At 70.1% G+C, this 18,934-nt stretch carries 15 protein-coding genes; 13 read left to right on the top strand and 2 right to left on the bottom strand.

Annotated features, from left to right (window positions below):
• Nucleotides 1-11: 11 nt before the first annotated feature.
• Nucleotides 12-635 (bottom strand): GNAT family N-acetyltransferase, encoded by a 624-nt coding sequence (locus ACR5MH_RS20065; protein ID WP_431348799.1) that lies wholly within the window; start codon nt 633-635, stop codon nt 12-14.
• A gap of 221 nt (nt 636-856) precedes the next feature.
• Here ACR5MH_RS20065 and ACR5MH_RS20070 point away from each other — a divergent pair, with 221 nt between their 5' ends.
• From ACR5MH_RS20070 to ACR5MH_RS20085, 4 genes are read left to right on the top strand one after another with little or no spacing between them, the layout of a single operon-like run.
• Complete coding sequence (locus ACR5MH_RS20070) at nt 857-1,477, top strand: CGNR zinc finger domain-containing protein (RefSeq protein ID WP_431348800.1); 621 nt, start codon at nt 857-859, stop codon at nt 1,475-1,477.
• A gap of 4 nt (nt 1,478-1,481) precedes the next feature.
• A complete protein-coding gene (locus ACR5MH_RS20075) occupies nt 1,482-2,258 on the top strand; it encodes a LamB/YcsF family protein (RefSeq protein WP_431348801.1) in 777 nt (258 codons plus the stop codon).
• On the top strand, nt 2,255-2,875 hold the full coding sequence (locus tag ACR5MH_RS20080; protein WP_431348802.1) for a 5-oxoprolinase subunit B family protein: 621 nt from the start codon (nt 2,255-2,257) through the stop codon (nt 2,873-2,875). Before ACR5MH_RS20075 ends, ACR5MH_RS20080 begins: the two co-directional genes overlap by 4 nt.
• Nucleotides 2,872-3,777, top strand: a complete 906-nt coding sequence (locus ACR5MH_RS20085; RefSeq protein WP_431348803.1) for a biotin-dependent carboxyltransferase family protein — start codon at nt 2,872-2,874, stop codon at nt 3,775-3,777. The genes ACR5MH_RS20080 and ACR5MH_RS20085 overlap by 4 nt, the downstream gene beginning before the upstream one ends.
• Nucleotides 3,778-3,812: 35 nt before the next feature.
• Here the strand turns inward: ACR5MH_RS20085 and ACR5MH_RS20090 are convergent, their stop codons facing one another.
• On the bottom strand, nt 3,813-4,688 hold the full coding sequence (locus ACR5MH_RS20090) for a spermidine synthase (protein WP_431348804.1): 876 nt from the start codon (nt 4,686-4,688) through the stop codon (nt 3,813-3,815).
• 141 nt (nt 4,689-4,829) lie between these two features.
• Here ACR5MH_RS20090 and ACR5MH_RS20095 point away from each other — a divergent pair, with 141 nt between their 5' ends.
• From ACR5MH_RS20095 to ACR5MH_RS20135, 9 genes are all read left to right on the top strand, one after another.
• Nucleotides 4,830-5,348, top strand: a complete 519-nt coding sequence (locus ACR5MH_RS20095) for a hypothetical protein (RefSeq protein ID WP_431348805.1) — start codon at nt 4,830-4,832, stop codon at nt 5,346-5,348.
• A 7-nt stretch (nt 5,349-5,355) separates the two neighbouring features.
• Nucleotides 5,356-6,522: a sensor histidine kinase gene (locus ACR5MH_RS20100; RefSeq protein WP_431348806.1), complete on the top strand. Its 1,167-nt coding sequence runs from the start codon at nt 5,356-5,358 to the stop codon at nt 6,520-6,522.
• Nucleotides 6,523-6,541: 19 nt separating this feature from the next.
• Nucleotides 6,542-7,234, top strand: a complete 693-nt coding sequence (locus tag ACR5MH_RS20105; protein WP_431348807.1) for a response regulator — start codon at nt 6,542-6,544, stop codon at nt 7,232-7,234.
• A 43-nt stretch (nt 7,235-7,277) separates the two neighbouring features.
• The gene (locus ACR5MH_RS20110; RefSeq protein WP_433862090.1) at nt 7,278-8,327 is read left to right on the top strand and encodes an SDR family oxidoreductase; all 1,050 of its coding nucleotides are present in this window, start codon (nt 7,278-7,280) and stop codon (nt 8,325-8,327) included.
• Nucleotides 8,328-8,646: 319 nt separating this feature from the next.
• The gene (rpoB, locus tag ACR5MH_RS20115) at nt 8,647-12,144 is read left to right on the top strand and encodes a DNA-directed RNA polymerase subunit beta (protein ID WP_431348809.1); all 3,498 of its coding nucleotides are present in this window, start codon (nt 8,647-8,649) and stop codon (nt 12,142-12,144) included.
• A gap of 49 nt (nt 12,145-12,193) precedes the next feature.
• On the top strand, nt 12,194-16,069 hold the full coding sequence (rpoC, locus tag ACR5MH_RS20120; protein ID WP_431348810.1) for a DNA-directed RNA polymerase subunit beta': 3,876 nt from the start codon (nt 12,194-12,196) through the stop codon (nt 16,067-16,069).
• Nucleotides 16,070-16,186: 117 nt separating this feature from the next.
• Complete coding sequence (locus tag ACR5MH_RS20125; protein WP_431348811.1) at nt 16,187-16,492, top strand: hypothetical protein; 306 nt, start codon at nt 16,187-16,189, stop codon at nt 16,490-16,492.
• Between the two features lie 356 nt (nt 16,493-16,848).
• Nucleotides 16,849-17,079 (top strand): hypothetical protein, encoded by a 231-nt coding sequence (locus tag ACR5MH_RS20130; protein WP_179604980.1) that lies wholly within the window; start codon nt 16,849-16,851, stop codon nt 17,077-17,079.
• A gap of 187 nt (nt 17,080-17,266) precedes the next feature.
• Complete coding sequence (locus ACR5MH_RS20135; RefSeq protein ID WP_433862675.1) at nt 17,267-18,925, top strand: GspE/PulE family protein; 1,659 nt, start codon at nt 17,267-17,269, stop codon at nt 18,923-18,925.
• Nucleotides 18,926-18,934 lie beyond the last annotated feature (9 nt).

Consider the following 18,934-nt stretch of genomic DNA (forward strand, 5'->3'; position numbering starts at 1 on the left):
CTGCGGCTCGGCTAGGCGGTCTGGGCCGCGAGCCGGGCGTCGAGCCCGTCCCGAACGGCCGGCCACTCCTCGCGCAGCACCGAGTACACCGCGGTGTCGCGCCAGGTGCCGTCGGCCCGCGGCTGGGTGTGCCGCAGCACGCCCTCGAAGGTCGCCCCGAGCCGCAGGATCGCGGCCCGCGAGCGCTCGTTGAGCACGTCCGCCTGCAGCTTCACCCGCTCGAACCCGTGGTCGAACGCCGTGCCGAGCAGGAGGCGCTTGGTCTCGGCGTTGACGCGCGTGCCCCAGACCTCCGGCGCGTACGCTGTCCAGCCGATGTGCGCCGAGCCGTTCGCGAGGTCGAAGTCGCCGAGCGTCGTCGTCCCGACGACCCGGTCACCGTCGCGCAGGCAGACCGCGGTGACGTTGGCGGTCTCCCAGGCGAGGTAGCCGAGGATGAACTCGCGCCACTCCTCGTAGGTGTCCCGGTACGCGGCGAGCCCGCCGCCCCAGCCCCCTCGAACACCGCACGGTGCCCGATCGCGTCGTGGAGGTCGGGCAGGTCGTCGAGGCTGAGCGCCCGTAGCCGGACCGTGGCCCCCTCGAGCGTCGCACGCGGATCCGGACGCATCGCAGTCATCCGCCCAGTATCCCACCTCCCTCCCCTCCCTCCCTCCCTCCCTCCCTCCCCTCCCTCCCTCCCCCCCCCCCCCCCCCCCCCCCCGCGCAGCCATCGCTTCCTCACTTTCTCCCGCAACACACCGCGCGGGAGCGGGAGGAAGTGAGGAACGGACGGCGATTCGAGGAGGCCGCGGAAACCCACTAAGTTGGTTCGGTGCCTACCGACGCCCTCCTGCCCCGTGAGACAGGGCAGTGGATGGATGATGCGGACGGCCTGCGCTGGTGGTTCGACTCCGGTGCCCTCGCTCTCGACTTCGCGTACACCGGCGGCGCCGACGTCCTCGGCGGCGTCGAGGGTGCGGCCGACGACCCGCAGTGGCGTTCGGTGGACGACGCCGACCAGCTCGGCGCGTGGCTGCAGTCCCGCTTCCCCGAGGTGTCCGCGACGACCGGCGAACGCGAGTTCCGCGATGCCGAGATGCTGCGCGCGGCGATCGGCCGGCTCGCCCGGCAGGCCAGCCGCGCGGAGACGCTGTCCCCGGCGGACGTGGACGTGGTGAACCTGTTCGCCGCGACCCCCGACATTCCGCCGGTGCTGGCCGGTGGTGGGCGCCAGGCCGGACGCACCCTGGCCCGCCCGCACCAGGCCCTGGGCACGGTCGCGCGCGACGCCGTGCGGCTGTTCGGCCCGGACGCCGACGGCCGCATCCGCGAGTGCTCCGCCGACGACTGCGGCCTGGTCTACCTGGACACCTCGCGCAGCGGCAACCGGCGCTGGTGCTCGATGCAGCGCTGCGGCAACCGGGCGAAGGTGCGTGCGCACCGCGCACGCGCGGCCGGCAGACGTGCGGGTGTCGGCGCCGATATCGCAGAATAGGCGGATGGAGCCCAGCGCCGACCGCACCAGCGTCGACCTCAACAGCGACCTCGGCGAGTCCTTCGGCGCCTGGAGCATGGGCGACGACGCCGCGATGCTCCGGCTGGTCACCAGCGCGAACGTCGCGTGCGGCTTCCACGGCGGCGACCCGTCGACGATGCTCGCCACCTGCCGGCTGGCCGCCGAGAACGGCGTCGCCGTCGGCGCGCACGTGTCCTACCGCGACCTCGCGGGCTTCGGCCGGCGCAGCATGGACGTCCCGGCCGGCGAGCTGCGCGATGAAGTGCTCTACCAGCTCGCGGCGCTCGCCGGGATGGCGCGCGTCGCGGGAACCGAAGTGCGCTACGTGAAGCCGCACGGCGCGCTCTACAACCGCATCGTCCACGACGAGGCGCAGGCCGCGGCGGTGGCGGAGGCCGTGGCCGCGTTCGACTCCTCGCTGCCGCTGCTCGGCCTCCCGGGCTCGGCCGTCGAGCGCGCGGCCGGCGCGCGCGGACTCCGGTTCGTCCGCGAGGCCTTCGTCGACCGCGGCTACCGCTCCGACGGCACGCTCGTCCCGCGCACGGAGCCGGGTGCCGTGCTCTCCGACGTGGCCGCCATCGCCGCCCGCGCGGTGCGGATGGTGCGCGAGGGCGTGGTGGAGGCCGCCGATGGCGCGGTGGTCGCGGTCGCCGCCGACTCCCTGTGCGTGCACGGCGACACCGCGGGCGCCGTGCGGATGGCCGAAGCCGTCCGCCGCGCACTGGACGAGGCCGGCATCGCGGTGAGGCCGTTCGTGTGACCGGCCGGGTGATCCCCTATGGCGACAGCGCCCTCCTTGTGGAGTTCGGCTCGCTGGACGAGGTGCTCGGGATGCTTTCCGCCCTCCAGCGCACGCGTCCGGCCGGCGTGCTCGACCTGATCCCCGCCGCGCGCACGATCGCGATCGTGCTCGACCCGCACGTCCTGAGCCCGGCCTCCGCGAGCGGCTGGGCCGAGCGCACCGTCCCGGAGCCGGCGGAGGCCGCCGACGACGAGGTCGTGGAACTACCCGTCCGCTACGACGGCGACGACCTCGCGGAGGTGGCCGGACTCCTCGGCGTCACGCCCGCCGAGGTGGTGGAGCGGCACACCGGCTCCCGCTGGCGTGTGGCGTTCGGCGGCTTCGCGCCGGGCTTCGCGTACCTCGTCACCGACCACGACCGCCTCGTCGTCCCGCGCCGGGCGACCCCGCGCACCGCGGTGCCGGCCGGCTCGGTCGGCCTCGCGGGCGAGTTCAGCGGGGTCTACCCGCGGTCGAGCCCGGGCGGCTGGCAGCTCATCGGCCGCACCGACGCGACGCTCTGGGACGCGGCGGCCGACCCGCCCGCTCTGCTGCGGCCCGGCGTGGTGGTGCGGTTCACGGCGGTGAAGGCGTGACCGGCCTCTGCGTCCTCCGGCCCGGTCCGCTGGCGCTGGTCGAGGACCTGGGCCGGCCGGGCCTCGCGGCGGTCGGCGTGAGCCCGTCCGGCGCGCTCGATCGCGGCGCGCTCGGCCTCGCCAATCGGCTGGTCGGCAACCCGGCGGACGCGGCCGGGCTGGAACTGGTGCTCGGCGGATTCGCTGCGCGGTTCGAGTCGGCGGCGTGGTTCGCGGTCACGGGAGCCGCGACCCGGGTGATCCTCGACGGTCACCTGGTCGACCCGGACACCGCGGTGCACGCGTCGGAGGGCGCCGAACTCCGGATCGCGCCGCCGGCCGCGGGCGTCCGCAGCTACCTGGCGGTGCGCGGCGGCATCGCCGTGGAGGCCGTGCTGGGCTCCCGGTCCCGCGACACCCTCTCCGGCCTCGGCCCGGCGCCGCTCGCGGAGGGCGACCTCGTCCCGTTCGGCGCCGAGCCCGTCGCGTCGGTGCCCGCGATCGACTTCGTCCCGACCGCCGACCTCGGCGACGGCCCGGTGGAGGTCCGCGCCCACCGCGGTCCTCGTGCGGACTGGTTCACACCGGCGGCGGTGGACGCTTTCTTCTCGGTGGAGTGGCGGGCGAGCGCCGACGGCGACCGCGTGGGGCTGCGGCTCGACCCGCCGCGTCTCCCGGCGCACGCGCGCGGCGTGGAGCCGGCCCCGCCGCTGCTGCTCGAACGCGCCGTGCGCGACGAACTCCCGAGCGAGCCGATGGTCGCGGGCGCGGTGCAGGTGTCGCCGGACGGCCGCCCGACCGTCCTGCTGGCCGACCACCCGGTGACGGGAGGCTACCCGGTGATCGCCGTGGTCGCCGCGCGCTCCCTCGACGCCTTCGCGCAGCTCCGCCCCAGCCAGCCCGTCCACTTCCGCCACGCCTGACGCACCGAGCCCTCCGCGGCGACGTGCTCGGCGCGTCAGTCGCGGCGCGTGCCGCTCTGGAAGATGCTGCGGGCCGGCGGGGGAGACGGCACGCTCGTGGCGTCGGTCACGATGGGGGCGTTCGCGGCGAACAGGCGCAACTCCTCGCCGGCCACGGCCTTCGCCGGATGCGGCCCGCTCGCGAGCAGGCGCGGCAGCCACTCCAGCGGCAGCGGCGAGTTCGACCCGACCAGCACGACATTGCCGAACCGGCGCCCCTTCAGCACCTGCGTCTCCGCCAGCGCCGCGACGTTCTCCACGACCGCGCCGAGCGTCGAAACCTGGCTGCGCGCGAACGTCAGCGGCGGCCCGTCTGCCACATTGACGAGCACGATGCCGTCCGGCTTCAGCAGCGACACCGCCGAGCGGTAGAACTCCACGCTCGTCACGTGCGCCGGGGTCCGCGACCCGCTGAAGATGTCGATGACCAGGAGGTCGACCTCTCCGCGCAGCCCTGCCGGCAGCTTGCCGACGACCTCCCGCGCGTCGCCGTGCCGGACGCGGATCTGCGCGTAGCGGGGCAGCGGAAGGTTCTCGCGCACCAGGTCCACCAGGCGGCTCTCCAACTCCACCACCTGCTGCCGCGACCCCGGCCGGGTGTAGGCGATGTAGCGCGGCAGGGTCAGTGCGCCGGCGCCGAGGTGCACGGCCGTGATCGGCTGGCCCGGCTCGCCGATGAGGTCGATGACGTTGCCCATCCGCTGGATGTACTCGAAGAACAGCTTGCTGGGGTCGTCCAGGTCGACGTGCGACTGCGGCGTCCCGTCGACCACGAGCTGGAAGGCGCCCGGCACGAACCGGTCCGGCTCGATCGCGGCGAGGTAGCCGCTCTCGGCGAGGACGACCGAGGGGAGCGGCGGGTTCTGTGGCACGGCGTCCAGCGTAGTCCGCGGCCTCCACCCGATCTCCACCCGGATCTCCACCCGCTCTCCGCCGCCGGGCGGTCCCGGCACGGGCGCCGGATCGCGATTCTTGAGGAGTGCCGGACCTCCCCGGCCGGAAGGACTCGGACCATGAACGTGCAGACGCTGACCAACGCGATCCTCATCCTGCTGCTGATCGCCTGGGTGGGCTACCGGCAGCTGACCTGGCGTCCGGTGTCCATCGCCAAGATGTGGCGCTTCCCGGCGATCATGTCGGTGGTCGGCGTCGTGCTGATCGTCCAGCAGGTGAAGCCGACATCGCTCAGCCCGCTCGATCTGGCGGTGGTGGCCGGCGAGCTCGTGCTGTCCCTGGCCGTCGGCGCCTGGATGGGCGGGCTTGCGCACTTCCGCCCGCTCCAGTCCCCCGTCCAGCTGGGAAACGACGCCCGCTACATCGCGACGTACGAGTCGCGGACCGGCGTGCTCGGGATGGTGCTGTGGGTGCTGGTCATCGCCGTCCGCGTCGGTGTGGACGCGCTGGCCTCGACGGCCGGCTCGCACCTGGCGACCGCGACAGGGGTCATCTTCCTGGTCTTCGCCGCCAACCGCGCCGCCCGGACCGCCGTCTTCTCGGCGCGTCTCGATCGGCACGCCGCGCTCGCCGCATGATGGTCTCGTGAACTTCTGGAGCAGACCGGGGCTGCTGGCGCTCGTACTGAACATCTTCGGTGCGGGCGCCGTCGGCTGGTCGCTGGTGCGCGCCCACTCCGCGGATCGCCCGGCGTGGGTGCTCGCGGTGGCGCTGTTCGCGGTGGCGACGTGGCTCGTGCGGTCGGTCTTCACCTTCGTCGGCTGGCGGCGCGCGGCGCTCGTGCTGTGCCTGCTGTCGGCGGTGACCGGAGCGTTCGTCGCGCCGGCCACCGACGGGATCGCGATCGTTCCCGCCGCCGTGGCGGTCCTCTATCTGGTGGGCGACCCGACGTGGCCGCTGCCGCTCGGCGGTGCCGTCGCCGCGCTCGCCGCTGCGCTGGTCGCGGTGGGCGCCCTCCCGTTCGGCTCGCCGGTCGCCGCGGTGCTGGGCGAGATGGCCGGGATCGTGCTGGCGGCTTTCGCCGGCCTCAGCCGCAGGCAGTTCCGCCTCACCGAGCAGCAGGGCGCGCTGCTGCGGGAGCGGGAGCTCGCCATACGCGAGGAAGCCGCGCGGGTGGCGATCGCCCGCGACCTCCACGACGTGCTCGCGCACAGCCTCGGCGGCCTGGTCATCCAGCTCGACGCGGTGGACGCGCTGCTGGAGGCCGGCGACGCCGCCGCCGCTCGGGAACGTGTGGTGGCGGCACGCGGGCTCGCCGCGGACGGCCTCGCCGACGCGCGGCGTGCGGTCGCCGCCCTGCGCGACCCCGAGGGGACCGCGACGACGACCGTCGTCGCCGCCGACTTCCGGGCGACGCTCGACGACCTGGTCGCCGCGCATCGCACGCTCGGCGGCAGCGCAGCGCTCCACGAGTCCGGGACACCGCGCCCACTCGGCTCCGACCAGGCGACGGCGCTGCAGCGGGCCCTCCAGGAGTCCCTGAGCAACGCGCGCAAGCACGCGCCGGGCGCGCCGGTCGACGCGGTGCTCGACTGGCAGGATGAACGGGTGCTGCTCACCGTCTCCTCGCCGCTGATCGCGTCGCCGGCCGCCACGTCGCCCGCCGCCACGTCGCCCGCCGCCACGTCGCGCGGCGCCGCGCTCGCGACCTCGGGCGGCGGACACGGTTCGAGGGGATGCGCGAACGCTTCTCCGCGCTCCCGCTCGGCGGCTCCGTGGCCGCGACCGCGGACGGCGGCCGGTTCACCGTGACCGCGGAGGCGCGACTGGCATGAGCGGCGAGGACGGCATGAGCGCCGAGACGACTGCAGGCGACCGCATCCGCGTCGTCGTCGCCGACGACCAGGCGATCATCCGCGACGGGCTGGTCACCGTGCTCGGCCTGCTGCCCGACGTGGAGGTGGTGGGCGCCGCGGCCGACGGCGCCGAAGCGGTGGCGCTCGCCGTGGCCGAACGTCCCGACGTCGTGCTGATGGACCTCCGGATGCCGGTGCTCGACGGCGTCGGCGCCACCGAGCGGATCGTGCGCGAGGCGCCGGGCTCCGCGGTGCTCGTGCTGACGACCTTCGCCGACGACGAGTCGATTCTGACCGCGCTGCGCGCGGGCGCCCGCGGCTACCTCACCAAGGATGCCGGGCGCGCCGAGCTGGCCTCCGCCGTGCGGGCGGTCGCGCGCGGCCAGGCGACCTTCGCCCCGGAGGTGGGCGCTCGCATCATCGGCTCGCTCACCTCGGCGCCACCCGCCCGCCCGGCCGACCCCGCCGGCGCACTCGTGGAGCGGTTTCCCACGCTCACCCGTCGCGAGGCCGAGGTGCTCGGGCTCGTCGCCGACGGGCTCAGCAACGGCGAGATCGCGGCCGCCCTCTTCGTCGGCGGCTCGACGGTCAAGACCCACATCAACGCGATCTTCGCCAAGCTCGGGGTCTCCTCCCGAGCTCAGGCGATCGCGCTCGTGCGCCGGTGACGGCCGGTCGCGCCGACGACTCCGCTGGGGGAGGATGGGGCTCATGAGCGATCGCGTACTGGTCACCGGTGGTTCGGGATTCGTGGGTGCGCACTGCGTGCTCGCCCTGCTGGAGGCGGGTTACGACGTCCGGACCACGATCCGGTCGCCGCAGCGCGCCGCGGACGTGTGGTCGCAGCTGGCGGCGGGAGCCGACCTGGGAGAAGGGAACAGCGAGGACGCGGGGGACCGGCTGGAGTTCGCCGTCGCCGACCTCCTGGACGACGCAGGCTGGGCCGACGCCGTCGACGGTTGCCGGTTCGTCCTCCACGTGGCCTCCCCGTTCCCGATGACCGAGCCGAAGGACCCCGACGAGCTGGTGCGGCCCGCCAGGGAGGGCGCCCTGCGCGTGCTGCGCGCGGCCCGCGACGCCGGCGTGGAGCGGGTCGTGCTCACCTCCTCCTTCGCCGCGATCGGCTACGGCCACGCGCCGAGCCGCGAGCCGTTCACCGAGGCGGACTGGACCGAGCTGGACAGCGGCCGCCCGATCAGCGCGTATGTCCGCTCCAAGACGCTCGCCGAGCACGCGGCGTGGGACTTCATCGCCAAGGAGGGCGGCTCCCTGGAGCTCGCCACGGTCAACCCGGTCGGCATCCTCGGCCCGGTGCTCGGCCCCGACTACTCCAGCTCCGTCGAGTTGGTGAGACTCGTGAAGGAGGGCCGCCTCCCGCGCCTGCCCGACGTGTACTTCGGCGTCGTGGACGTGCGCGATGTCGCCGACCTGCACCTGCTCGCCATGACCAGACCGGAGGCCGCGGGCGAGAGGTTCCTCGCCACGGCCGGCGACGCACTGGGCGCGCCCGAGCTGGCCCTCATCATCCGCGGCCACCTCGGCTCGCCGGCCGGGGATCGTGTGCAGACCCGCGTCATGCCGTCGTGGGTGCTCAAAGCCGCGGCCCCGTTCAGCCGGCGGGTGCGCGGCTCGCTGCCCGACATCGGCGTCTACCGCAACGGGTCCTCCGCGAAGGCCCGCACCGTGCTCGGCTGGCGGCCGCGGTCCCGCGAGGAGGCGGTCATCGCGACCGTCGACTCGCTGCCTCCGCGGTTGAAGTAGCGCGCGACCGGCCGCGGAATCCGCCGCCGGACAGCGGGAATATCCGGCAGTCCGCGTGGTTATACACCGAGACTGCGCCTCCGGTCAAGAAAAGACTGGACACGGCGCGTCAGTTTGACATATAGTGGTTCTTTGCGCTCCCACGCACACTCTTGCCTTCATATTGCGGTCGGCTCTGACTTTTCCCCCGCGCGCGTCTGGGCCCGGTTCACCGGGTCAGATACGGCGTCACGCGACGTGTCTGGGAGTCCTCGTCCCTCACAACACCACATCTCGACCGACAGTAACTCGCCCGACGGGGCCCACGGAGGTTATTTCCTTGGCTGCTGCGCGCAACGCAACCAACACCGACAAGACACCCAAGAACGGACGAGCCGCATCTCGTCTTTCGTTCGCCAAGATCACGGACACCCTCACCGTCCCCGATCTGCTCGCATTGCAGACGGAGAGCTTCGACTGGCTGGTCGGAAACGACGCGTGGAATGCACGCGTCGCCGAAGCCGAGGCGCAGGGCCGTCAGGATCTGCCCGCCAACACGGGCCTCGAGGAGATCTTCGAGGAGATCTCTCCCATCGAGGACCTCGGCGAGACCATGCAGCTCTCCTTCACGAACCCGTTCCTGGAGGAGAAGAAGTACTCGATCGACGAGTGCAAGGAGAAGGGCAAGACCTACTCCGCCCCGCTCTACGTCGAGGCCGAGTTCATGAACCACCTCACCGGTGAGATCAAGACCCAGACGGTCTTCATGGGCGACTTCCCGCTCATGACCGAGAAGGGCACGTTCATCATCAACGGCACCGAGCGTGTCGTCGTCTCCCAGCTCGTCCGCTCGCCGGGCGTCTACTTCGAGGCCGCCGCCGACAAGACCTCCGACAAGGACATCTACTCGGCGCGCATCATCCCGAGCCGCGGTGCGTGGCTCGAGTTCGAGATCGACAAGCGCGACCAGGTCGGTGTCCGCATCGACCGCAAGCGCAAGCAGTCGGTCACCGTGTTCCTGAAGGCCCTCGGGCTCACCAGCGAGGAGATCCTCGCCGAGTTCGCCGGCTTCCAGTCGATCGAGCTGACCCTCGAGAAGGACGCCATCCTCACCAAGGAGGAGGCGCTGAAGGACATCTACCGCAAGCTGCGTCCGGGCGAGCAGGTCGCCGCCGAGGCCGCGCGTGCGCTGTTGGACAACTTCTACTTCAACCCGAAGCGCTACGACCTCGCCAAGGTCGGCCGTTACAAGATCAACCGCAAGCTCGGCCTCGAGGCCCCGCTGACGGACTCGGTGCTGACCGTCCAGGACATCATCGCGACGATCAAGTACCTGGTCTCCCTGCACGACGGCCAGACCACGTTCAAGGGCCTCCGCAACGGCGTCGAGACGAACATCCGCCTCGACACCGACGACATCGACCACTTCGGCAACCGTCGCATCCGCGCCGTCGGCGAGCTCATCCAGAACCAGGTCCGCACCGGTCTCTCGCGCATGGAGCGCGTCGTCCGCGAGCGCATGACCACGCAGGACATCGAGGCGATCACCCCGCAGACCCTGATCAACGTGCGACCCGTCGTCGCGGCGATCAAGGAGTTCTTCGGCACCTCGCAGCTCTCGCAGTTCATGGACCAGAACAACCCGCTCGCGGGCCTGACCCACAAGCGCCGCCTGTCGGCGCTGGGCCCGGGCGGTCTGAGCCGTGAGCGCGCAGGCGTCGAGGTCCGCGACGTGCACCCGTCGCACTACGGCCGCATGTGCCCGATCGAGACGCCGGAAGGCCCGAACATCGGTCTGATCGGCTCGCTCGCGTCGTTCGCGCGGATCAACTCCTTCGGCTTCATCGAGACGCCGTACCGCAAGGTCGTCGAGGGCCGGGTCACCGACAAGATCGACTACCTGACCGCCTCCGAGGAGGACGACTTCGTCATCGCGCAGGCCAACGCCCCGCTCGACCCGAGCGGCCACTTCACCGAGGAGCGCGTCCTCGCCCGTCAGAAGGGCGGCGAGGTCGACCTGATCCCCGCCGACGAGATCGGCTACATGGACGTCTCCCCGCGCCAGATGGTCTCGGTGGGCACCTCGCTCATCCCGTTCCTCGAGCACGACGACGCCAACCGAGCCCTCATGGGTGCGAACATGCAGCGCCAGGCGGTGCCGCTGCTCCGCTCGGAGAGCCCGGTCGTCGGAACCGGTATGGAGGGCTACGCGGCCATCGACGCCGGTGACGTGGTCACCGCGGAGAAGTCCGGTGTGGTCACCGAGGTCTCGGCCGACGCTGTCACGGTCCAGGCTGACGACGGCACGGTCAAGTCCTACTACCTGCGCAAGTTCGACCGCTCCAACCAGGGCACGTCCTACAACCACCGCGTGGTCGTGGACGAGGGCGACCGCATCGAGGCCGGGGAGGTCGTCGCAGACGGCCCCGCGACCGAGAACGGCGAGCTCGCGCTCGGCAAGAACCTGCTCGTCGCGTTCATGCCGTGGGAGGGTCACAACTTCGAGGACGCGATCATCCTCAGCCAGAACCTGGTGAAGGACGACACCCTCTCCTCGATCCACATCGAGGAGTACGAGGTCGACGCCCGCGACACCAAGCTCGGCAAGGAGGAGATCACCCGCGACCTGCCGAACGTCAGCCCGGACCTCCTGGCCGACCTCGACGAGCGCGGCATCATCCGCATCGGCGCCGAGGTGCGCCCCGGCGACATCCTGGTCGGCAAGGTCACGCCGAAGGGCGAGACCGAGCTGTCGGCCGAGGAGCGCCTGCTCCGCGCGATCTTCAACGAGAAGAGCCGCGAGGTGCGCGACACCTCGCTCAAGGTTCCCCACGGTGAAGAGGGCACGATCATCGGTGTCAAGGTCTTCGACTCGCAGGACGGCGACGACGAGCTCGGCTCCGGCGTCAACCAGCGCGTCGTGGTCTACATCGCCCAGAAGCGCAAGATCACCGCGGGCGACAAGCTCGCCGGCCGTCACGGCAACAAGGGCGTCATCTCCAAGATCCTGCCCGTCGAGGACATGCCGTTCCTCGCGGACGGCACGCCGGTCGACGTCATCCTGAACCCGCTGGGTGTTCCTGGCCGCATGAACTTCGGTCAGGTCCTGGAGATCCACCTCGGCTGGATCGCCAAGAACGGCTGGGAGATCAAGGGCAAGCCCAAGTGGGCCGCCGACCTGCCGGAGGCCGCGTTCAGCGCAGCCCCCAACACCAAGGTCGCGACCCCGGTGTTCGACGGTGCGAAGGAGGAGGAGATCGCCGGCCTGCTCGACGCCACCCTCCCGACGCGCGACGGCGACCGCCTGATCGGGTCCTCCGGCAAGACGCAGCTCTTCGACGGCCGCTCCGGCGAGCCCTACCCGGACCCGGTGTCGGTCGGCTACATGTACATCCTGAAGCTGCACCACCTGGTCGACGACAAGATCCACGCGCGTTCGACCGGACCGTACTCGATGATCACCCAGCAGCCGCTCGGTGGTAAGGCGCAGTTCGGTGGCCAGCGCTTCGGTGAGATGGAGGTCTGGGCCCTCGAGGCCTATGGAGCCGCGTACGCGCTCCAGGAGCTCCTGACCATCAAGTCGGATGACATCCTCGGCCGCGTCAAGGTCTACGAGGCCATCGTCAAGGGTGAGAACATCCAGGAGCCGGGCATCCCGGAGTCCTTCAAGGTCCTCATCAAGGAGATGCAGTCGCTCTGCCTGAACGTGGAGGTCCTCTCGGCCGACGGGCAGACTGTCAGCCTGCGCGACGCCGACGACGAGGCCTTCCGCGCTGCGGAAGAGCTCGGCATCAACATCTCCTCCCGGTTCGAGTCGTCGTCGATCGACGAAATCTGACCCGGTAGCCAGACCCAACTGACGAATCTTTTCTAGGAGAGAGTAAACATTGCTCGAATCGACAACATTTGACGAGCTGCGTATCGGCCTGGCCACCGCTGACGACATCCGTCGCTGGAGCTACGGCGAGGTCAAGAAGCCGGAGACCATCAACTACCGCACGCTGAAGCCCGAGAAGGACGGCCTCTTCGGAGAGCAGATCTTCGGCCCGTCCCGCGACTGGGAGTGCTCGTGCGGCAAGTACAAGCGCGTCCGGTTCAAGGGCATCGTGTGCGAGCGCTGCGGCGTGGAGGTCACCAAGTCCTCCGTCCGCCGTGAGCGCATGGGCCACATCGAGCTCGCCGCGCCGGTCACGCACATCTGGTACTTCAAGGGTGTGCCCAGCCGCCTCGGCTACCTGCTCGACATGGCGCCGAAGGACCTCGAGAAGGTCATCTACTTCGCCGCCTACATGGTGATCCAGGTGGATGAGGACGGCCGTCACGCCGACCTCCCCGGCCTGGAGAACGAGCTGCGCCTGGAGATCAAGACGCTGGCCGACCAGCGCGACGCCCGCGTCGCCGACCGTCTTCAGCGTCTGGAGACCGATCTCGCCGCCCTCGAGGAGGAAGGTGCCAAGGCCGACCAGAAGCGTCGCGTCAAGGACACCTCCGAGAAGGAGATGGGCCAGATCCGCAAGTCCTACGACGAGGACATCGCCCGCCTGGAGCGCGTGTGGGAGTCGTTCCGCACCCTCAAGGTCGGCGACCTCAAGCCGGAGGACGCGGACTTCAACGAGCTCGTCGACCGCTACGGCCTGTACTTCGAGGCGTTCATGGGCGCCGAGGCGATCAAGCGCCGTCTGCTGGCCTTCGACCTGGCCGCCGAGGCCGAGCTGCTCCGCGAGCAGATCGCCAACGGCAAGGGCCAGAAGAAGATCCGCGCCATCAAGCGCCTGCGCGTGGTGTCGTCGTTCCTGGCGACCGGCAACTCGCCGGCCGCGATGGTCCTGGACGTCGTCCCGGTCATCCCGCCGGAGCTGCGCCCGATGGTCCAGCTCGACGGTGGCCGCTTCGCGACCTCCGACCTGAACGACCTGTACCGCCGTGTGATCAACCGCAACAACCGTCTCCGCCGCCTGCTCGACCTCGGTGCTCCCGAGATCATCGTGAACAACGAGAAGCGCATGCTCCAGGAGGCCGTCGACGCGCTGTTCGACAACGGTCGCCGCGGCCGCCCGGTCACGGGCACCGGCAACCGCGCGCTCAAGTCCCTCAGCGACATGCTGAAGGGCAAGCAGGGCCGGTTCCGCCAGAACCTGCTCGGCAAGCGCGTGGACTACTCGGGCCGTTCGGTCATCATCGTGGGTCCGCAGCTCAAGCTGCACCAGTGCGGTCTGCCCAAGCAGATGGCGCTTGAGCTGTTCAAGCCGTTCGTGATCAAGCGCCTGATCGACCTGAGCCACGCTCAGAACATCAAGGCCGCCAAGCGCATGGTGGAGCGTTCGCGCCCGCAGGTCTGGGACGTGCTCGAGGAGATCATCCGCGAGCGCCCGGTCCTCCTGAACCGCGCTCCCACCCTGCACCGTCTCGGCATCCAGGCCTTCGAGCCGCAGCTCGTCGAAGGCAAGGCCATCCAGCTCCACCCGCTGGTGTGCGCCGCCTTCAACGCGGACTTCGACGGCGACCAGATGGCCGTGCACCTGCCCCTGTCGGTGGAGGCCCAGGCCGAGGCCCGCATCCTGATGCTCGCCTCGAACAACATCCTGAAGCCGTCCGACGGCCGCCCGGTCACCCTGCCCTCGCAGGACATGATCATCGGTCTGCACCACCTCACCACCGTCCGCGAGGGCGCTGTGGGCGAGGGTCGCGCGTTCTCCTCGGTCTCCGAGGCGATCCTCGCGAAGGACCAGGGCTCGCTGCACCTCAACGCCAAGGTGAAGATCCGTCTGAACGACTACGTGCCCTCCGACGCAGCCGACACCGGCACGCAGCCCACCACCGCGATCGTGGAGACCACGCTCGGCCGCGCCCTCTTCAACGAGGCGCTGCCGGCGGACTACCCGTACGTGGAGGAGGTCGCCGACAAGGGCCAGATCTCGTCGATCGTCAACGCCCTGGCGGAGCGCTACCCCAAGGTGGAGGTCGCCGCGGCGCTCGACCGGATCAAGGACGCCGGCTTCTACTGGGGCACCCGCTCGGGCGTCACGGTGTCGCTGAGCGACATCCTGACCCCGCCGAACAAGGCGCAGATCGTGGCCGGCTACGAGAAGAAGGCCGCGAAGATCACGGCGGAGTTCGAGAAGGGTCTCACGACCGACCTCGAGCGTCGCCAGGAGCTGGTGAAGATCTGGACCGAGGCGACCAACGAGGTGGCCGAGGCCATGCGCGCCAACTTCCCGGTCGACAACACCATCAACCGCATGGTCACCTCCGGTGCCCGTGGTAACTGGCTGCAGGTGCGCAACATCGCCGGTATGCGTGGTCTGGTGAACAACCCGAAGGGTGAGATCATCCCTCGTCCGATCATCTCCTCGTACCGCGAGGGGCTGTCGGTGGCGGAGTACTTCATCGCGACGCACGGTGCCCGTAAGGGTCTGGCCGACACGGCCCTCCGTACGGCCGACTCGGGCTACCTGACCCGTCGTCTGGTGGACGTCTCGCAGGATGTCATCATCCGCGAGGACGACTGCGGCACGACCAAGGGCCTCGACCTCCCGATCGCGACCGTGGGCGCCGACGGCGTCCTCACCCGCGACCCGAACGTGGAGAACTCGGTGTTCGCCCGCACGCTCGCGGCCGACGCCGTCGGCTCGAACGGCGACGTCGTGGCGAAGGCCGGCGAGGACGTCGGCGACGTGCTCATCGACAAGCTGGTGGCGGCCGGCGTGACCGACATCAAGGTCCGCTCGGTGCTCACCTGCGAGTCGGCGGTCGGCGTCTGCGCCGCCTGCTACGGCCGTTCGCTCGCGACCGGCAAGCTGGTGGACATCGGCGAGGCGGTCGGCATCATCGCGGCCCAGTCGATCGGTGAGCCCGGAACGCAGCTCACGATGCGTACCTTCCACACCGGTGGTTCGGCCTCCGCGGACGACATCACCCAGGGTCTGCCGCGCGTGCAGGAGCTGTTCGAGGCGCGTACCCCCAAGGGTGCGTCCCCGATCGCCGAGGCCGCCGGCCGCATCGTCATCGAGGAGACGGACAAGTCCCGCAAGGTCATCCTGACCCCGGACAACGGCGACGAGCCGCACGTCTACCCGGTGCTGAAGCGCTCGACCCTCCTGGTGGAGGACGGCCAGCGCGTCGAGCTCGGCCAGCAGCTCATCGTCGGCACCGTCGACCCGAAGGAAGTCCTCCGGGTGAAGGGCGTCCGCGAGGTGCAGAAGCACCTGGTGGGCGGCGTCCAGGGCGTCTACCGCTCGCAGGGCGTGCCGATCCACGACAAGCACATCGAGGTCATCGTCCGTCAGATGCTCCGCAAGGTCACTGTCGTCGACCACGGCGACACCGACCTGCTGCCGGGTGAGCTCGTCGACCGTTCGCGGTACAACGAGATCAACCGCGCGGCGCTGACCGAGGGCAAGAAGACGGCGTCCGCCCGCCAGGAGGTCATGGGTATCACCAAGGCCTCGCTGGCGACCGAGTCGTGGCTGTCGGCCGCGTCCTTCCAGGAGACCACCCGCGTCCTGACGCAGGCGGCCATGGAGGGCAAGTCCGACCCGCTGATCGGTCTCAAGGAGAACGTCATCATCGGAAAGCTCATCCCGGCCGGCACGGGCCTGTCCCGCTACCGGAACGTCTCGGTGGAGGCGACGGAGGAGGCGAAGGCGGAGCGGTACCCCAACCGCATCTTCACCGACGACTCCGCGTTCAGCGAGAACGACCTGAGCTTCGTCGACTTCGACAGCTTCAGCTCGGACGACTACACCCCGGGCACCTACAACTAAGCGTGTAGGTAGCTCGTAACACGAAGGCCCCCGGCGTCTGCCGGGGGCCTTCGTCGTTTCCCGCCGTTGGTCCCTTCTCTGCAATCTCTGATGTAAATTGCCAGATTGATATGTAAGGTGTCCGAAGCGGCAGCGGCGAATGTGAAACAGATGGGTGTGGTGGAGTTTTCGGCGGATGCCTGGCAGGCGTCCTCGCCCGGGTTGCAGAGCGGGCTTGCCGAGAGGATGGAAGCGGTCCACGAGTTGGCGCAGGGGTTGCAGGCCCTCGCGGCGTCGGAAGAGGTCAGTGGTCTGGGCGCGGACGGGATGCGTGTTTACATCCGGGAGGCGCATGGGCCGATCTTGAGCTCGTTGATGATCGCACTCTCCACGTTCCAGACCGCGGTCGGGGTGTATTGGCACGTGCGACCAGGTGGTTTTTGAGCGAGATTCCGTGAATCACAAGCAGTACATCCGAAGAATGGTAGAGCTGGGCTATTCGCGGGAAGGGCGGAGGAGCTGATCAAGCTCCCGAAGGATCGGGCCAGCTGGGCCTTACGAACCTTCAACTTCGTGCCCCCGGGTGATGGCCTCTATGAAATCTGGCTCTCCGGCGACAGAGACGACTTCTTCCGTGTATCCGGAGCGAATGGTGAAAAGTTCCTCGGCACCCTGAGCGAGGCTTACGAATGGGTCGTGGAGGACAGGAGCACTTAGTATTTGAGACCGTTAGCGGTACAACTACAACACCCGGGGGCCTTCGTCGTGTTCGGCCGTCCGCGTACGGGACAATAGAACCCGTGTGGAGACAGCTTCTGGAGTACACCGACACGGTCGGCCGCTCGATGGTCGGCTTCGCGGCGGTTGCGCTCGTCGTCGCCGTCGTGAGCTTCGTCGTCGGCATCGTCCAGGCCGTCTCCGGTCACGCCGCGGGCACCCTCCCGTTCTGGATGACGACGATGGGCTGCGCTGTGCTGGCCGGCGTCCTCGTCTACCTCGCGAGTCGTCGCGGCGACCTCCGGCGCCGCTGAATCCGGCCCCCGGACTCCTGGCCCCCGTTGACGGGGCACCCGCAAGCGGGACTGTTGAGCGGCCCTCATCGGAAGTTAGGGTGACAAGGCTTCGCCCCGCCCGGAGACTCGCCCGGGGGACGGCGACGCTCTGCCGGTGACCCGACGTCGGCAGGCCTGCTATCCGAGGAGGTCCCCCGTGGCGTCCATGACAGAGATCCTCATCCTTCACGGCCACCTGCCCATCGAGTACTTGGACTCGGTGAGCGAGCCCGCGTCGGAGGAGTCCGTCGTGCGCGATCTGGTCGAGCGCGGTGCCATCACACCGCTGCAGCTCGCGCGCGCCCGCGCGGCCCAGGCCGGCGCGCCCTTCGTCGAGCTGGTCGACTACCCGGTCGACCGCGCGGCCGTCGCGCTGGTGAACGGCGCGATCTGCAAGCGGCACAATGTGCTGCCGATCGGTTTCAACAGCGGAGCGCTGCTCCTGGCGATGGCCGAGCCGGGCGACGTGTTCGCCATCGACGACGTGCGGACGGCCGCGCGGATGCCGGTGGAGGTCGTCGTCGCCGAGCCGCTCGATCTGCTGGCCGCAATCGAGCGCCACATCCGGGCGGACGACGAGCTCAACGACCTCTCGACCACGTTCGAGGAGGAGACGGCGCCCGACCAGGGCATGTCGTCCTCGGTCGAGGACTCGCCCGAGGACGAGGCGCCGATCGTCCGCTTCGTGAACCTGATCGTCAGTCAGGCCATCCAGGACCGCGCCTCCGACATCCACATCGAGCCGGGCGAGGACAACCTGCGCGTCCGCTACCGGATCGACGGCGTGCTGCACGAGATGCAGAGCGCACCGAAGGCCGTGCAGAACGGCGTCATCTCGCGCCTGAAGATCATGAGCGACATCAACATCGCCGAGCGTCGGAAGCCCCAGGACGGCCGCATGTCGGTCGTCCACGGCGGCCGCCAGATCGACCTGCGCGTCGCGACCCTGCCCACGGTGTGGGGCGAGAAGGTCGTCATGCGGATCCTCGACAACACGAACACGTCGCTCACGCTCCGGGACCTCAACCTGCTCGATCGCAACCTCGAGACGTTCCGGAACGCGTACACCAAGCCGTACGGCATGATCCTGGTCACCGGGCCGACCGGTTCGGGCAAGTCGACCACGCTCTACACGACGCTGAACGCCGTGTCGAAGCCGGAGATCAACGTGATCACCGTCGAGGACCCGGTCGAGTACCGGATGGCGGGGATCAACCAGGTGCAGGTGAACCCGAAGGCGGGCCTCACCTTCGCCAGCGCGCTGCGCAGCATCCTCCGTAGCGACCCGGATGTCGTCCTCCTCGGCGAGATCCGCGACCACGAGACAGCCCAGATCGCCATCGAGGCGTCGCTGACCGGCCACCTCGTGCTCTCCACGCTGCACACCAACGACGCGCCCAGCGCCGTCACCCGCCTGACCGAGATGGACATCGAGCCGTTCCTCGTCGGCTCGGCGCTCGACTGCGTGGTCGCTCAGCGTCTGGCCCGACGGCTCTGCGAGCGCTGCAAGCAACCGATCGCCTACGACCCGGATGACCTCCGTCGGCTGCGCTTCTCTGTTGCGCCCGACGCCGAGGCGCCGACGATGTTCGGGCCGGTCGGCTGCACCGCCTGCTCGAACACCGGCTACCGGGGCCGGCTCGCGGTGCACGAGGTGATGGCGGTGACCGAGGACATCGAACGCCTCACGGTCGAGCGCGCGTCGAGCGCCGAGATCGGGCGGACGGCACGGGAGCAGGGGATGCTCACGCTTCGCGAGGACGGGTGGGAGAAGGTCAAGCTCGGCCTGACCTCCGTCGACGAGATCATTCGAGTGGTGGCCTAGGAGGCGCAC

This window comes from Streptomyces sp. L7, from assembly GCF_050990935.1.
In the GTDB taxonomy this organism is placed as follows: domain Bacteria; phylum Actinomycetota; class Actinomycetes; order Actinomycetales; family Microbacteriaceae; genus Leifsonia.

What these genes read in the sequence shown, in the direction of transcription:
- ACR5MH_RS20135 (WP_433862675.1), top strand. Translation starts at nt 17,267, where the DNA reads ATGACAGAGATCCTCATCCTTCACGGCCACCTGCCCATCGAGTACTTG.
- ACR5MH_RS20075 (WP_431348801.1), top strand. Translation starts at nt 1,482, where the DNA reads ATGGAGCCCAGCGCCGACCGCACCAGCGTCGACCTCAACAGCGACCTC.
- ACR5MH_RS20110 (WP_433862090.1), top strand. Translation starts at nt 7,278, where the DNA reads ATGAGCGATCGCGTACTGGTCACCGGTGGTTCGGGATTCGTGGGTGCG.
- ACR5MH_RS20070 (WP_431348800.1), top strand. Translation starts at nt 857, where the DNA reads ATGGATGATGCGGACGGCCTGCGCTGGTGGTTCGACTCCGGTGCCCTC.
- ACR5MH_RS20095 (WP_431348805.1), top strand. Translation starts at nt 4,830, where the DNA reads ATGAACGTGCAGACGCTGACCAACGCGATCCTCATCCTGCTGCTGATC.
- ACR5MH_RS20105 (WP_431348807.1), top strand. Translation starts at nt 6,542, where the DNA reads ATGAGCGGCGAGGACGGCATGAGCGCCGAGACGACTGCAGGCGACCGC.